The organism is Klebsiella sp. RHBSTW-00215 (assembly GCF_014103785.1).
In the GTDB taxonomy this organism is placed as follows: Bacteria; Pseudomonadota; Gammaproteobacteria; order Enterobacterales; family Enterobacteriaceae; genus Klebsiella.
Map to the genome: position 1 here is coordinate 3949364 of NZ_JABXQS010000001.1, position 15119 is coordinate 3964482.

Below are 15119 nucleotides of genomic sequence, written 5' to 3' on the forward strand. Positions count from 1 at the left end.
CAGTATCATTTGCACGTTTACAACAGGGAGCGCGGGATTTATTTTTTCATCGTCCAGCGCACGGTTTCTCCGGCGAGGAACGGCACCAGTGAATCGCCTGGCAGCGAGATACTCTCTACCACTGTGCTTTCCTCACGCACCAGTTCAACATAGGTTTCGTTGACCGGCAGACCATAGAAACGTGGGCCATTAAGTGAACAAAAAGCTTCAAAGTGCTGTAGGGCATTCATCTCTTCAAACACCGTCGCGTAACTTCCCAACGCGGTTGGCGCGTTGAAACAGCCTGCGCAGCCGCAACTGGCCTCCTTGCGGTGACGGGCATGCGGCGCGGAGTCGGTGCCAAGGAAGGCTCGCTTGAAACCGCTGGCGACCAGTTCACGCAGTGCCTGCTGGTGGATATTGCGTTTCAAAATCGGTAGACAGTATAGGTGAGGGCGCACGCCGCCAACCAGCATATGGTTGCGGTTAAACATCAGATGCTGAGGGGTAATGGTGGCCGCCAGCAGGTCGTTACCATCGCGTACATACTCAGCGGCGTCTTTCGTGGTGATGTGTTCGAAGACAACCTTCAGGCCGGGCAGACGCTGGCGCAGAGGATCCATGACCGTGTCAATAAAGCGTGCTTCTCTGTCGAAAATATCGATATCAGAGTGGGTGACTTCACCGTGAACCAGCAGCGGCATGCCCAGTTTTTCCATACGCTCAAGCACTGGCATGATGGCATCGGTGCTGGTAACGCCATGGCTGGAGTTGGTCGTGGCATTGGCCGGATAGAGTTTGGCGGCAGTAAACACGCCCTCGTTAAATCCGCGTTCCAGTTCTGCCGGGTCGAGTGTATCGGTCAGATAGCAGGTCATTAGCGGTGTAAAATCATGATCCGCAGGGACGGCATCAAGAATACGCTGGCGGTAGGCGATGGCGGCTTTTACTGTGGTGACAGGAGGGACCAGATTCGGCATCACGATCGCCCGGCCATAAAATTCACTGGTATAAGGCACGACGGTTTTTAACATATCGTCATCGCGCAGATGAATATGCCAGTCGTCAGGGCGGCGGATTTTCAATACCTGGGATTGTGCTGTCATGGAAGGCTCCGGCTAATAAGTTCAGTCATCAGGGCTGTTTTTGCCGGGCACTAAGGATAAGCGTAAACGTTTTCCTTTGCATCAATTTCCGTAAAAAAACGGGCGCTGAAGCGCCCGAAAAATTAATTGGTGAAGGGGATGATGATCTCCCCAGGTTTCACCTCGATACCTTTAGCATACTTTTTCGCCAATGCTTCACCAGTGCTGGCATCTTCGCGCAGCACGTAAGCGGGCTGTTGATTGAAGTAGCTACGTAGTGATTGATTGAGATAGGGGATTAGCGTTTGGACGACAGACTGCAGCTTCTCAGGGTGGACTCTCGCATCAACAACTTCCATCTCCTGCAAGAAAATGGCCCCCTTCTCTTTATTAAATATCGGTAGCGCCTTGAGCTTCAGATCAATGGTTGCTTTCTGGTTACCGAATAATGAATTCAGATCTAAATTCGCCACTCCGCTTAGCGTCACTTTGTTCGGTTCTTCACGACCAATGGCGCTGGTAAGGTTTTTCAGCTCAATGTGGGCATCCGCTACGCCAGGCAGGCCAATATCCTTGGCGAAGTGATTACGTTTCTGCAGCGCCTGGTTGATTTCCTGCTCGCTAACTGAATATTGCGTAAGCTGGTTACAGCCGCTCAGAAGGCCGCTAACAATAAGCGCGGCCGCGATAAACATCTTTTTCATTGGGTTCCTTAATGTCATGCCATAGGTTCATCCTGACACAAAGCAGCATGGCCTACCAGCACGGGAGGTGCTAGCGGAAAAGACTGAAAAAGAAGCGAGGTGGCAGCGAACGACCAAACCTTTCGCTGCCTTAGGTCTAAATGGCCATAGATGACAGTAAATTAATCTGCGTCTGTTTGGCCATATTATCGCGGTAGGCGGCGACGCGACTTGGCCAGCTCACACCTGCGACCAGCGTCAGGCTGCGCAGCAGCGGAAAGAGATGAATATCATCTTCAGACAGTTCCCCATTAACGGCGTTCGGCTGAACTATCAGTTTATCCAGCGCCCGCAGATCGTCACTGATGTTCTTAACCAGCCCGGGGGAATGTGCGAGATGATCGGCAAAACTGCCAATTGACGCTTCTTTCTTATTCACAAAATAAGCGCGCGCTTCAGGCGTAGAGAATTCATCAAAGGCAGACTTTGCGAAACGCGGCATCAGCAGGCGGTTGGCATAGGTGTTGACTTTACGCAACCAAGTTTCAATCGCCGGATTACGCGGGCCGGTGAGCAGCGGTTGGCGATCCAGTTTATCGACGTAATGCACGATATCCATGCTTTCCGGCATGTAGCGACTGTCGTCTTTTTGCAGAATAGGCACCATCTTCTGACCGATCATTCGGGTCGGGGTTGATTCATCATCCTCCAGAATCGTGATCAGTTCGACGGGGATATTCTTCAGGCCGAAAATCATGCGGGCTTTAAGGCAGAATGGGCAGTGATCGTAGATATATAACTTCACGTTTCTCCTCCATAGTGACTGAGTGTCCTTAATTCATTATGGAAGAGAAACGAGGGTCCGGCAACTCAGGTGCGCGGTTCCAGCATTCCTGAGGTCGAACGTTTCGGGCTGAACTGCCACCACAGCGCGATAAACGTTGCAAAGCCGATGATGCCTAACATCAACCACGGTAGCTCAGGTTGTCCGGCGGCTTTACCAGCGTCAAAAAGCCAGCCTCCGCCGGCATAACCGAAGGCACCGCCAAAGGCTAATCCTAAGCGGCTAAAGCCCATGTAGCTACCTCTGGCTCTGGCATCCGCCAGCGAAGCCCCCAGCGTTTCACGTGCAGGTTCAGCAATAATAGAACCTATATAAAAGATGCAAATCAGCGTAAACAGTTGCTGTAGATTGCTGCTTAAGCCAATCGGCATCATGGCCAGCGTCATGACCAACAGGCCGGCCATCAAACGATGTTCAAGGCGAAAGCGTTTTTCACTCCAGCGGGCAATCGGATAAAGCAGGGTTAGTGAAATAGCCGCTTCAATGGCATACATCCATTTTACCGCTGATGGAGAACCGGCAATGTCGTTGACCATGATTGGCAGCATTAACATGACCTGAACCGCCAGCATATAGTAGCCCGTCAGCGTCAGAACATAGGTGACAAAGCGTTTGTCACGGAGTACCCGACCCAGCCCTTCACGCACGGGTGTTTTCACCGTAGAGAGTTTCCAGGCGGGAAGATACCAGGCGTTAAATGCCGCACAGACGATGAACAACGCAGCCCCGGCGCTACAAACCAGACGAAAATCATATTGCAACAGCCAGCTGCCTAACAGCGCGCCGATTACCGCTCCTGCGCTGTCCTGCATCATCAGAATAGAGAAAAAGCGGCCGCGCTGATGCGGGCGCACAAGTTTGACCACCAGGGCTGCTCGCGGCGGGTCGAATAGGGTGCCGCCAAGGCCGGAGAGAATGCAGGATAGCCATAATACCCACGGTTCATGGGCGACGGCCATGGCAGCAAAACCGCCGGCTCGCATCAGCATGCCGGTGACAATCATGGGTTTGGCGCCGAAACGGTCGGCAACCGCGCCGCCAAAGATACCTAATCCTTGCTGCACCAGCTGGCGCAGGCCGAGCGCGATCCCGACCATGAGTGCTGCCCAGCCCATTTGATCGACAAAGCGAATAGAGATCAGCGGAAATACGACAAAAAAGCCGAGCACCACCAGCATGTTATCGACTAACAGGAAATATTTACCCAGGCTCCGTGCCTGCGATACGCGGGACATTTCCCCTCCAGGGAAAAATAAGGATAAGCTCTGACATTCTGCGGGGTAGAAGGTTATTTTCCCAGCTAACTTGCGACAATATTTTTTTATCAAAATGCAAGAACGATAGAGGCTATTCATCGAAAAGCGGAGGTGGTGCAGAAAATGGTATGTTGCTGTTTTCACACTGCCGCGCAGGACAGGTATAGTAAAGTGAGCAAGTATTGCGTCAGGGGAACAGGAGAGGGGAATGTTTGGCTATCGCAGTAACGTACCGAAGGTGCGTTTGACGACGGACCGGCTGGTGGTACGCCTGGTTCACGATCGTGACGCCTGGCGTCTGGCCGATTATTACGCGGAGAATAAAGGGTTCTTAAAACCCTGGGAGCCAGTGCGCGATGACAGCCACTGTTACCCTTCCGGTTGGCAGGCGCGTTTGTCGATGATCTCGGAGTTTCATAAGCAAGGTTCGGCATTTTATTTTGCTCTGCTTGATGAGGAAGAAAAAGAAATTGTCGGCGTGGCGAATTTTTCCAATGTCGTGCGCGGGTCGTTTCACGCCTGTTATCTCGGTTATTCCATCGGTGAGAAAAGGCAGGGACAGGGACTGATGTTCGAAGCATTAACTTCGGCCATTCGCTATATGCAACGCACGCAACATATCCACCGCATAATGGCAAACTATATGCCGCATAATCAGCGCAGCGGCGATTTACTGGCGCGTTTGGGCTTTGAAAAAGAGGGTTACGCCAAAGATTATCTGCTGATCGATGGGCAGTGGCGCGATCATGTATTGACGGCGTTGACGACACCGGACTGGATCCCGGGTCGCTAAGGAGACACCATGAAATATCAGTTAACCGCGCATGAAGCGCGCGTCATTGGCTGCCTGTTGGAAAAACAGGTCACCACGCCGGAGCAATATCCTCTATCGGTTAATGCGGTCGTGACCGCGTGTAATCAGAAAACGAACCGTGAGCCGGTGATGTCGTTAAGTGAGAGCGATGTTCAGGACCTCCTTGATACGCTAGTGAAACGGCACTACTTGCGCACGGTGAGTGGGTTCGGCAACCGGGTGACCAAATATGAACAACGTTTCTGCAACTCTGAGTTTGGCGATCTGAAATTAACCTCTGCCGAGGTGGCTATCGTCACCACACTACTTTTGCGCGGCGCGCAGACGCCTGGTGAACTCCGGGGACGAGCACAACGGATGCATGAGTTCAGCGATATGGCGGAAGTTGAAAACGTTCTTGAAAACCTGGCTAAACGCGAAGACGGTCCGTATGTCGCGCGCTTGCCGCGTGAGCCGGGAAAACGTGAAAGTCGCTATATGCATCTCTTCTGCGATGATATGGATTCACTTATCACCGCAGTGGAAGCCGTTTCACCGCCGGGTGATGATCTTCAGGCCCGTGTTGAGGTTCTGGAAGAGGAAGTGGCAGAGCTAAAAGCGCGGCTGGATTCACTGCTGGCTCATCTGGGAGATTAAGCATGTCGGCAAAACTACGCGTAGGTGTTGTTGGTTTAGGGGGGATCGCACAAAAGGCCTGGCTGCCGGTGCTGGGGGCCGCGGACGGCTGGACGCTACAGGCGGCGTGGTCCCGTGGAAAAGAAAAAGCGTTGCCTGTCTGCGAAACCTGGCGTATTCCCTATGCCGATTCACTAGAGCAACTGGCAGCACAGTGTGACGCTGTATTCGTGCACACTTCAACGGCTTCACATTATGAAATTGTGAGCCAACTGCTCAATGCTGGAGTTCATGTCTGCGTTGATAAACCGCTGGCGGATAAGCTTAGCGATGCGGAGTCGCTGGTAGAACTGGCAGCCCGGCGTAACCTAACGCTGATGGTGGGTTTTAACCGTCGTTTTGCGCCGCTGTATCGTGAACTAAAAGCGCAATTGAGCAATGCGGCCTCGCTGCGAATGGATAAGCACCGCAGCGACAGCGTGGGCCACGATCTGCGCTTTACTCTGTTGGATGACTATTTACATGTTGTCGATACAGCATTGTGGCTGGCAGGTGATAAGGTGCGTTTGAGCAGCGGAACGCTGCAAACGACGGCGCAAGGTGAAATGCTTTACGCGGAACATCATTTCAGCTCCGCACAAATTCAGGTCACAACCAGCATGCACCGTCGCGGCGGTAGCCAGCGGGAGTGGGTGCAGGCGGTGACCGACGGTGGACTCTATGAAGTGCGGGATATGCGAGAGTGGCAAGAAGAGCGTGGGCTCGGCGTAATACAACGTCCGGTTCCCGGCTGGCAAACGACTCTGGAACAACGTGGATTTGCCGGCTGTGCGCGCCATTTTATTGAATGTGTGCAAAATCAGACGGTTCCCGAAACCGCAGGCGAACAGGCGCTGTTGGCCCAGCGCATTGTGGAAAAACTCTGGCGCGAGGCGATGAGTGAATAACCCGTTGTAACATCTGGCAGTAGTATTTCATCATGAACTCGGTAGACTATCGCCACTTTCCAGCGCCCGCATTTGCGGGCGTTTTACTCCAGGGTTGTGGAATTACACGTTAATGAATCTTTTAAAATCACTGGCGGCAGTCAGTTCGATGACCATGTTTTCGCGCGTGTTGGGTTTTGCGCGTGATGCGATTGTCGCTCGTATTTTTGGTGCAGGAATGGCAACCGATGCCTTCTTCGTCGCGTTCAAGTTGCCAAACCTTTTACGGCGTATTTTTGCTGAGGGCGCGTTCTCTCAGGCTTTTGTGCCAATTCTTGCCGAATATAAAAGCAAGCAGGGCGAAGACGCGACTCGCGTTTTTGTATCCTATGTCTCTGGGTTACTGACGCTGATACTGGCTTTGGTGACCGTTGCCGGTATGCTTGCGGCACCGTGGGTGATTACCGTGACGGCGCCAGGGTTTGCTGATTCGCCTGATAAGTTCTTGCTGACGACTCAGCTGCTGCGCATCACTTTCCCCTATATTCTGTTGATTTCACTGGCTTCTTTGGTTGGGGCGATTCTCAACACCTGGAACCGTTTTTCGGTACCTGCTTTTGCCCCAACTTTCCTCAACGTGAGCATGATTGGTTTTGCGTTGTTTGCTGCGCCGTACTTTAATCCGCCGATGCTGGCCATGGCGTGGGCGGTGACGGTTGGCGGTGTTTTGCAGCTCGCCTATCAGCTGCCGCACTTGAAAAAAATCGGTATGCTGGTGCTACCGCGAATTAATCTCAAAGATGCGGGAGCCGTACGGGTAGTTAAGCAGATGGGTCCGGCAATTCTTGGCGTATCCGTCAGCCAGATATCTCTGATCATTAACACTATTTTTGCCTCGTTTTTGGTCTCCGGGTCCGTTTCCTGGATGTATTACGCCGATCGCCTGATGGAGTTCCCATCCGGCGTGCTGGGTGTGGCGCTAGGGACCATCCTCCTGCCTTCGCTGTCCAAGAGTTTCGCCAGCGGCAACCATGATGAGTACTGCCGGTTGATGGATTGGGGATTGCGCCTGTGTTTCCTGCTCGCGCTGCCCAGCGCAGTGGCGTTAGGGATACTTGCCAAGCCGCTTACCGTTGCGTTGTTCCAGTATGGCAAATTTACCGCCTTTGATGCGGCGATGACGCAACGTGCGTTGGTGGCATATTCCGTTGGCCTGATGGGACTGATTGTTGTGAAAGTGCTGGCTCCCGGCTTCTATTCGCGTCAGGACATCAAAACGCCGGTAAAAATAGCGATAGTCACGCTTATTATGACGCAGGTAATGAACCTGGCATTTATTGGCCCACTGAAGCACGCGGGTCTGTCATTATCGATTGGCCTGGCTGCCTGCCTTAACGCCGCATTGTTGTACTGGCAATTGCGCAAGCAGAAAATTTTCACTCCTCAGCCGGGCTGGTTCCTGTTCCTGTTGCGCTTGGTGGTTGCGGTAGTGGTGATGGCTGCGGCGCTGCTCGGCATGATGTACGTGATGCCTGAGTGGTCGCTGGGGACGATGCCATTGCGTCTGCTGCGTTTGATGGCGGTTGTTGCGGTTGGCGTCATTGCCTACTTCGCGACGCTATTGCTGCTGGGCTTTCGCGTGAAAGAGTTCGCTCGGCGCACGGTCTGAGCCGGTTGACCAGAATAAAAAGCCGCTCTGCAATCTATGCAGAGCGGCTTTTTTTACCTAACGGTACGCTGTGCCGAGACGACCCGGGCGCTTTCCAGCAAGCGGATCCCAAGAGCAATCGCACCGGTAATGACCGCCAGCGTCACCACGCCACTCCAGCCCGCCGCTACATACAGTTTGCTGCCCAGGACGGAGCCCAGTGACATACCAATAAATACCCCGGTGAACAGCAGCGCGTTCAGGCGACCACGTGCCTGAGGTTCCAGACCATAAACCAGATTCTGGTGGGCCACGAGGCTCGATTGCAACCCGAGGTCAAAGCCGATAGCCGAGATGGCTATCAGGATCAGCTGGCCGTGCGGCGGCAGTATCGGTAGCAGGAACATCAGAGCAAAAGAGATGGTAACCAGTGCGGCACCCAATTGTGTGACCTTTTCTGCCCCAAATTTATCGGCGAGGCCGCCGGCCAGCGGTGCGGCGAGCGCCCCGGCGGCACCGGCAATACCAAACCCGCCGGCTACCGCGCTCCCCATTTGATAATGCGCCAGCAACATGACCGCCAGCGTTGACCAGAATGCGCTGAAGGCAATAGAAAGGAAACCCTGAGCAAATGCGGCGCGACGCAGTGCCGGATAGCGTTGCCACAGATGCGCCATAGATTTCATCAACTGCGGGTAGCTTAGGGTTGAGTGAATTTCAAAGCGTGGCAGCACGCGCCACATGACCAGGCCAATCAGCGCGATACTGACAGCTGCGGCCTGATACATCACTCTCCAGCCGAACAGGGCACCGACTAATCCGCTGACGGTTCGCGAGAGCAGGATCCCCAGCAGCAGGCCGGTCATAACCGTGCCCACCATTTTCCCTTGTTTGCCCGCCGGAGCCAGGATGGCCGCAGCCGGTACGATATCCTGGGCCATTGTTGCCGCCATGCCGATAAGCAGGCTGACAACCAACAGTGAAGTCAGTTGGCCAGTCAGGCTACACAACAGCAAAAGCACTGCCAGTGCGACGCTTTTCATCAGAATCAGCGTCCTGCGATCGTGGCGGTCGCCAAGCGGGAGAAGAAAAAGAATGCCCAGCGCGTAGCCCGCTTGCGTTAGGGTTGGAACCAGCCCCATACCCTCTATGCTCAGATGCAGGTTAGCCCCCATCAGCGGCAGTAGCGGTTGAGCGTAATAGATTGAGGCGACGCTGAAGCCTGCGCCCAGGGCGAGTATAAAAATAACCCATCCGGCGGCGCGAGAAGTGAGTGGAGTTGGTGTCATGATGAATTCCTCGTAGAAGCGATGGCGCTATTTTTCCCGGAATAGGGTTGGCGTGGTAGATAGACCGGTGGTAAAACGGTTATACGTATAGCGTATAGGCAAAAGAAAAATGAAGAAGCAGGAGCGTATAGATCGTATAGAACTGATGCGAACTTTTATTCGTATCGTTGAGGCTGGTTCTCTCTCAGCGGCAGCTGTACAGATGAATACGACTCAGGCAACGGTAAGTCGACGATTACAGTCTCTGGAAGGCCTGCTTGGCGCGAAGCTGATTCTACGTACCACCCATGCGATGAAGTTAACCGATGACGGTGAGCGCTGTTATCAGCATGCGCGGCAGGTTGTAGATGCCTGGCTGGCACTGGAAGACGATCTACGCATTACGGACGATCGGCCGGTTGGCGTATTGCGGGTAAGGGCGCCACACGCGTTTGGTCAGCAGCAACTATTAGGACCATTAGTCGGATTTCTACAGCGCTACCCGCAGCTGTCAGTGGAGTGGATGCTGAATGATAAGACAGTAGACTTTCTCAGTGACGGTATCGACTGCGCGATTCGTGTAGGCGCTGAAGTCGATCCAGCGACGGTGTCGGTACAGTTGGCTGTGGTTCCACGTAGCGTTGTTGCCTCACCGTCATTACTGGCGAACTCTCCGACCTTAAAGACTCCACAGGAGATGTCGGCACTGCCGTGGGTAGCAATCAGTACATTTTATCAGCATGAAGTGATGCTGCAATCTGAGACCGACGGTCGGCAAATTACCTTTGCTATTGCCCCCTGTCTGAGTACCGATAGCGTACATGTGGCACGCAATACCGCGCTGGCTGGGCTGGGAGTAGCGATAGTCTCAAGCTGGGCAGTTGCGGAAGATATTGCCGTCGGGCGGCTGGTTGAACTGTTTCCGCAGTGGAGAGCTTCTTCGCTACCGGTGCATCTGGTTTATCCGTGGGCGCGTTATTATCCGACACGGCTGCGTAAGTTTCTTGATTTGATGCGAGAGGTGATGCCGCAGGTAGCAGGGATGCAGCAGCCGAAAGGGGAATAAAAAAAGACCGGCACAAAGGCCGGTCTTTTTAGGTGCGGGACTTACTCTACAGGTTGCGGACGAGTAGGCCCAGCTGACGCCTGGTGGGTTGCACTGTGTCCGCCTGCCGCACCCTTACCATCAAAGGCGAAGTCCGGACGGACCCAGTCACTGTGGCGCGGTGCTTCCGACTCATAAGCTGGTGCAGGTGCGCGCGTCATCGGCGCGGTAGCGCTGCGATTAGCTACAACGACAACCGGGGCAACAACAACCGCTTCAGACTCAGCTTCAACAACCGGTTCTGCTACAGGTGCTGGCTGCGCAGTTACAGGAATTTCTTCTACCACAGCAACGTCTTCTACTGCGGCAGGTTCTTCTGCAACCACCAGCTCTTCTGGTTCGACAGTTTGTTCTGTAACTGCTTCTACGGCTTCAGCGACGACAGTTTCAGCCACGACCTCATCTGTTGACGCGATCAGCTGCGGCTGTTCATCAACCGGCGCGGCGATAACTTCCGGATGAGTTGTTTCGACAACCGGAACTTCAGGTTCGCTGATGGCGACTTGCGGCTCAGCGGTAATGACCTGCTCCGCAACGCTCTCTTCGACCACCGCCGGTGTCACAACTTCAGCGACAACAGGTTCTGCAACAACAGCTGGCAAAACAACAGGTTCTACCGCTGCAGTCGTGAACTCCTGAACCTGAGCTTCTTCTTGCTGCGGGTCCTGCGGGCGAACGACTGGGTAACGGATCCACACCTTACCTGACGCCATTTCCGGCGATGCACAGGCTACAGTGAGCGGCATCGGGGATTGAGTCGGGTAACGCTCGTCACGATAGCGACGACGACGCTGACCACTTACGCGCAGATGGCGAGGGGAGCGACGTGAGCGGCGCGGCATACCGTTAGATTCACGAGCATCGGCTTCGCGTGTATCAATGCTTTCGTCGTTCTCAGCGACAGTTTCAACAACAACCGCTGGCAGATCGACTTTTGCTAGCTCCGTACGCGGCGCGACGATTTCCGGCTGCGCAGCTTCAACCGTTTCAACAACCTGCTCGGCAGCAGCAGATTCAACACGAACCTTCTGTGCCAACTGGCGCGGTTTGCGACGTGGCATTGTCTGAACGCGTTCTTCCTGCTCGCTTTCCTGCACGACAGGTTCTTCAAGAGCCTGTGTTTTCGCTTCTTGTGGAGCCTGACGTTTATCATCATTACGACGACGGTTACGCTCGCGACGAGGTTGTTGCTCGTCACGGACTTTGCCTTTCTCCGCATCTTCACCGGTAGTCTGGCGAGGTTCACGCGCCTCGACGTTCTGCTGCTTCTCGCGGCGATTGCGGCGGTTTTCTTCGCGAGACTCGCGAGACTCCCGACCTTCGCCGTTATCAGCACGATTGTCCCGGTTATCACGATTGTCACGATTATCGCGACGATCGTTGCGATCGCGTCGGTTATTCGAACGCGGTTTACGGCGCTCTTGCTGACGTTCTGTTTTCTCTTCCGCTTTAGCTTCTACCTGAACTTCCGCTGGTTTGGCTTCTTCTGCGCCGGAGAACATGTTTTTCAACGCGCTGAAGAAGCGCGATACCAGGCCAGGCTGAGCCGGTGCAGCCGCTTTAGGCGTAGCAGATGCCGCTGGAGTGCTAGCCGCTGGTGAGCTGGTTGGTTCATCCTGTGCAGGAGCAGGCGGTGCATCTGGCATCACAAAAGCAGCCAGTGCAGGTTGTTCTGGAAGCTTGCGCTCTGGCGGCTCTTCATCAGAAGGCATCGCCATCTCTTCTTCGTGCAGTTTCGGCAGCAGATAGCTCAGAGTCGAGGTTTCTTCACCTTTACGCACGCGCAGTACAGAGTAGTGCGGGGTTTGCATCTCATCGTTCGGGACGATGATGACGCGTATATCGGTCTGACGAGTTTCAATGGCGCTTACCGCAGCACGTTTTTCGTTCAGCAGGTAAGAAGCAATCGGTACCGGCACGATAGCGTGGACTTCTTTGGTGTTCTCTTTCAGCGCTTCTTCTTCAATCAGACGAAGAATGGAGAGCGACAGCGACTCGTTGTCACGTACTGTTCCGGTGCCTGAACAGCGCGGGCAGACGTGATGGCTGGACTCGCCAAGCGATGGGCTCAGGCGCTGACGGGACATCTCCAGCAGACCAAAGCGAGAAATGTGGCTGATCTGAATACGCGCACGATCCTGGCGCACCGCTTCGCGCAGGCGGTTTTCAACCGCGCGCTGGTGGCGTACTGGCGTCATGTCGATGAAGTCGATAACGATCAGGCCGCCGAGGTCACGCAGGCGCAGTTGGCGAGCGATTTCATCCGCTGCTTCCAGGTTAGTGTTGAACGCGGTTTCTTCGATATCGCCGCCGCGGGTCGCGCGTGCGGAGTTGATATCAATTGCGGTCAGTGCTTCGGTGCTATCGATAACGATAGAACCGCCGGAAGGCAGGCGAACTTCACGCTGGAAAGCAGATTCAATCTGTGACTCAATCTGATAGTGACTGAACAACGGGATTTCACCGGTGTACAGTTTGATTTTGCTGCTGAAATCCGGACGGCCCAGCGCTGCGATATGCTGGCGAGCCAGCTCAAGCACTTTCGGGTTGTCGATAAGGATTTCGCCAATATCCTGACGCAGGTAATCACGGAAAGCGCGCACGATAACGTTGCTTTCCTGGTGGATCAGAAATGGCGCAGGGCGGCTTTCGGCTGCTTTCTTGATAGCTTCCCAGTGCTTCAGGCGGAAACTTAAGTCCCACTGCAGAGCTTCAGCGGATTTGCCGACGCCTGCGGTGCGTACGATAAGCCCCATGCCTTCTGGCAGCTCAAGACTAGCCAGCGCTTCTTTTAACTCGGTACGATCGTCACCCTCGATACGGCGTGAAATACCGCCAGCGCGTGGGTTGTTCGGCATCAGCACCAGATAGCTACCCGCCAGGCTGATAAAGGTGGTGAGGGCGGCCCCTTTGTTGCCACGCTCTTCTTTATCAATCTGAACGATCACTTCCTGGCCTTCACGCAGCACGTCCTTAATGTTAGGGCGGCCATGAGAGTTGTAGTTGGCAGGGAAGTATTCGCGGGCGATTTCTTTGAGGGGGAGGAAACCATGACGCTCGGCACCGTAATCAACAAACGCGGCTTCGAGGCTAGGTTCAATGCGAGTGATTTTGCCTTTGTAGATGTTCGCTTTTTTCTGTTCGTGCCCGGGGCTTTCAATATCCAGGTCGTACAGGCGCTGCCCATCAACAAGGGCGACGCGCAACTCTTCCTGCTGAGTTGCGTTGATTAACATTCTTTTCATCGTAACTTACTCATTATTCTTACATTGACGACTAAGCTACGGGCAGAGTAACGCCTTACCGGGGGAAACCGATGGCCTCGAGTCTGGTTCACGTCGCCAACCTCACGGTTGTCGCGCGCTTAAGAGGCGCAGAGTGTCGGTCGCCTGTATTTCAAACGGAAACACAGTGCAATTATCAGGGGAACTGCCTGGGATGTATCACCAGAGAAGATTCCATTTATACCCATTGTTTTTCACGTTGCAGGCGTGTTGGCTTAACCTGCTCATCTCAATCATTTGACTCAGATGAGCTCCCGGGAATCCCGGAGTTGACGCCTTCCTGCGACGTAAAATCCATAGAGCCTGTACCGGTAAGGACTGCAACCCGCAGCCCGCTAACTGTCTGAAAGATCAATACGTCTTACGCCATTGCTGCGTGGATGATCGGTCAGACAAAATTGGTCATTCCGCTAATTTCTTGTTCTAACAAGGTTCAGCACGGAAAACTGCATCATTATTCCATTGCTAAGCTTGTTATAGCAAGTTGACTTTTACCTTTTATCATCCGGTTACTCACAGTTTCTTCACCAGCGTATACAGATTGTTCTAATAACAAACAAAACGACGATGAAGCATGCGATGCAATCCAGATAATGATAAATATAAGCATATAAAAATGAGTGGCGCTAATGCGTCGGGCTATTTAGAATCGCGCACCATGAAAACTGAGACCCCAAGCGTAAAAATGGTTGCCATTGCGGATGATGACGCAGGACAACGTATCGACAACTTTTTGCGTACGCAACTCAAAGGCGTACCGAAGAGCATGATTTATCGCATCTTGCGTAAAGGCGAGGTGCGGGTGAACAAAAAACGTGTTAAGCCGGAATACAAACTGGAAGCCGGTGACGAAGTTCGTATCCCTCCGGTGCGGGTGGCGGAAAGGGAAGAAGAAGCAGTATCCCCGCATCTGCAAAAAGTGGCCGCCCTGGCGGACGTCATTCTCTATGAAGATGATCACATTCTGGTGCTCAATAAGCCTTCAGGTACAGCGGTGCATGGCGGTAGCGGTCTGAGCTTTGGCGTGATCGAAGGTCTGCGTGCGTTGCGCCCGGAGGCTCGCTTCCTGGAACTGGTTCATCGTCTCGATCGGGATACGTCTGGCGTTTTGCTGGTTGCGAAAAAGCGTTCAGCGCTGCGTTCGCTGCATGAGCAACTGCGCGATAAAGGAATGCAGAAAGATTATCTGGCCCTGGTGCGCGGACAGTGGCAGTCGCATACCAAAGTGGTGCAGGCTCCTCTGCTGAAAAATATTCTGCAAAGTGGCGAGCGTATTGTTCGGGTCAATCAGGAGGGCAAACCTTCAGAGACCCGTTTTAAGGTGGAAGAACGTTATACCCATGCGACGCTAGTGCGCTGTAGCCCGGTAACCGGTCGTACCCATCAGATTCGTGTGCATACACAATATGCCGGTCACCCGATAGCCTTTGACGATCGTTACGGCGACCGTGAATTCGACAAGCAACTGGCAGGAACCGGCCTTAACCGTCTGTTCCTGCATGCCGCAGCGCTGAAATTTACGCATCCGGGAACCGGGGAAGTTATGCGTGTCGAAGCGCCTTTAGATAATCAGCTTAAGCGCTGCCTACAGGTTTTGCGTAACGCAAAGTAA

Annotated in this window: 12 protein-coding genes; 6 read left to right on the plus strand and 6 right to left on the minus strand. The window is 53.8% G+C overall.

Annotated features, from left to right (window positions below; all coding sequences use genetic code 11):
• Positions 1-38: 38 nt before the first annotated feature.
• The 4 genes from pyrC to mdtH all read right to left on the minus strand — a co-directional run bounded on the left by pyrC (position 39) and on the right by mdtH (position 3826).
• Complete coding sequence (gene pyrC / locus HV127_RS18725) at positions 39-1085, minus strand: dihydroorotase (RefSeq protein WP_182237846.1); 1047 nt, start codon at positions 1083-1085, stop codon at positions 39-41.
• Positions 1086-1207: 122 nt separating this feature from the next.
• Positions 1208-1768: a lipoprotein gene (locus tag HV127_RS18730; protein WP_182237848.1), complete on the minus strand. Its 561-nt coding sequence runs from the start codon at positions 1766-1768 to the stop codon at positions 1208-1210.
• 136 nt (positions 1769-1904) lie between these two features.
• Positions 1905-2552: a glutaredoxin 2 gene (gene grxB / locus HV127_RS18735; protein ID WP_182237851.1), complete on the minus strand. Its 648-nt coding sequence runs from the start codon at positions 2550-2552 to the stop codon at positions 1905-1907.
• Positions 2553-2617: 65 nt separating this feature from the next.
• On the minus strand, positions 2618-3826 hold the full coding sequence (gene mdtH, locus HV127_RS18740) for a multidrug efflux MFS transporter MdtH (protein ID WP_182237853.1): 1209 nt from the start codon (positions 3824-3826) through the stop codon (positions 2618-2620).
• A 229-nt stretch (positions 3827-4055) separates the two neighbouring features.
• Here mdtH and rimJ point away from each other — a divergent pair, with 229 nt between their 5' ends.
• The 4 genes from rimJ (at position 4056) to murJ (ending at position 7871) form a co-directional block, all read left to right on the plus strand.
• Positions 4056-4640, plus strand: coding sequence for a ribosomal protein S5-alanine N-acetyltransferase (gene rimJ / locus HV127_RS18745; protein WP_182237855.1), 585 nt, complete (start codon positions 4056-4058; stop codon positions 4638-4640).
• Between the two features lie 9 nt (positions 4641-4649).
• Positions 4650-5297: a YceH family protein gene (locus tag HV127_RS18750; protein ID WP_182237857.1), complete on the plus strand. Its 648-nt coding sequence runs from the start codon at positions 4650-4652 to the stop codon at positions 5295-5297.
• A 2-nt stretch (positions 5298-5299) separates the two neighbouring features.
• The gene (locus tag HV127_RS18755; RefSeq protein WP_182237860.1) at positions 5300-6223 is read left to right on the plus strand and encodes a Gfo/Idh/MocA family oxidoreductase; all 924 of its coding nucleotides are present in this window, start codon (positions 5300-5302) and stop codon (positions 6221-6223) included.
• A 112-nt stretch (positions 6224-6335) separates the two neighbouring features.
• Positions 6336-7871: a murein biosynthesis integral membrane protein MurJ gene (murJ, locus tag HV127_RS18760; protein WP_112217210.1), complete on the plus strand. Its 1536-nt coding sequence runs from the start codon at positions 6336-6338 to the stop codon at positions 7869-7871.
• Between the two features lie 53 nt (positions 7872-7924).
• Here murJ and HV127_RS18765 read toward each other — a convergent pair whose 3' ends face one another.
• On the minus strand, positions 7925-9139 hold the full coding sequence (locus HV127_RS18765) for an MFS transporter (RefSeq protein ID WP_182237862.1): 1215 nt from the start codon (positions 9137-9139) through the stop codon (positions 7925-7927).
• A 109-nt stretch (positions 9140-9248) separates the two neighbouring features.
• Between HV127_RS18765 and HV127_RS18770 the strand changes: the two genes are divergently transcribed.
• Positions 9249-10184 carry a LysR family transcriptional regulator gene (locus HV127_RS18770; protein ID WP_182237864.1) on the plus strand — a complete coding sequence of 312 codons (936 nt, stop codon included), beginning with the start codon at positions 9249-9251 and terminating at the stop codon, positions 10182-10184.
• A gap of 41 nt (positions 10185-10225) precedes the next feature.
• Here HV127_RS18770 and rne read toward each other — a convergent pair whose 3' ends face one another.
• Positions 10226-13468 (minus strand): ribonuclease E, encoded by a 3243-nt coding sequence (gene rne / locus HV127_RS18775; protein ID WP_182237866.1) that lies wholly within the window; start codon positions 13466-13468, stop codon positions 10226-10228.
• 697 nt (positions 13469-14165) lie between these two features.
• On the opposite strand from rne, the gene rluC reads away from it, so the two are divergent.
• Positions 14166-15119, plus strand: a complete 954-nt coding sequence (gene rluC, locus HV127_RS18780; RefSeq protein ID WP_182237868.1) for a 23S rRNA pseudouridine(955/2504/2580) synthase RluC — start codon at positions 14166-14168, stop codon at positions 15117-15119.

What these genes read in the sequence shown, in the direction of transcription:
- rne (WP_182237866.1), bottom strand. Translation starts at nt 13,468, where the DNA reads ATGAAAAGAATGTTAATCAACGCAACTCAGCAGGAAGAGTTGCGCGTC.
- mdtH (WP_182237853.1), bottom strand. Translation starts at nt 3,826, where the DNA reads ATGTCCCGCGTATCGCAGGCACGGAGCCTGGGTAAATATTTCCTGTTA.
- HV127_RS18770 (WP_182237864.1), top strand. Translation starts at nt 9,249, where the DNA reads ATGAAGAAGCAGGAGCGTATAGATCGTATAGAACTGATGCGAACTTTT.
- rluC (WP_182237868.1), top strand. Translation starts at nt 14,166, where the DNA reads ATGAAAACTGAGACCCCAAGCGTAAAAATGGTTGCCATTGCGGATGAT.
- rimJ (WP_182237855.1), top strand. Translation starts at nt 4,056, where the DNA reads ATGTTTGGCTATCGCAGTAACGTACCGAAGGTGCGTTTGACGACGGAC.
- pyrC (WP_182237846.1), bottom strand. Translation starts at nt 1,085, where the DNA reads ATGACAGCACAATCCCAGGTATTGAAAATCCGCCGCCCTGACGACTGG.
- HV127_RS18755 (WP_182237860.1), top strand. Translation starts at nt 5,300, where the DNA reads ATGTCGGCAAAACTACGCGTAGGTGTTGTTGGTTTAGGGGGGATCGCA.
- HV127_RS18765 (WP_182237862.1), bottom strand. Translation starts at nt 9,139, where the DNA reads ATGACACCAACTCCACTCACTTCTCGCGCCGCCGGATGGGTTATTTTT.
- HV127_RS18750 (WP_182237857.1), top strand. Translation starts at nt 4,650, where the DNA reads ATGAAATATCAGTTAACCGCGCATGAAGCGCGCGTCATTGGCTGCCTG.
- murJ (WP_112217210.1), top strand. Translation starts at nt 6,336, where the DNA reads ATGAATCTTTTAAAATCACTGGCGGCAGTCAGTTCGATGACCATGTTT.
- HV127_RS18730 (WP_182237848.1), bottom strand. Translation starts at nt 1,768, where the DNA reads ATGAAAAAGATGTTTATCGCGGCCGCGCTTATTGTTAGCGGCCTTCTG.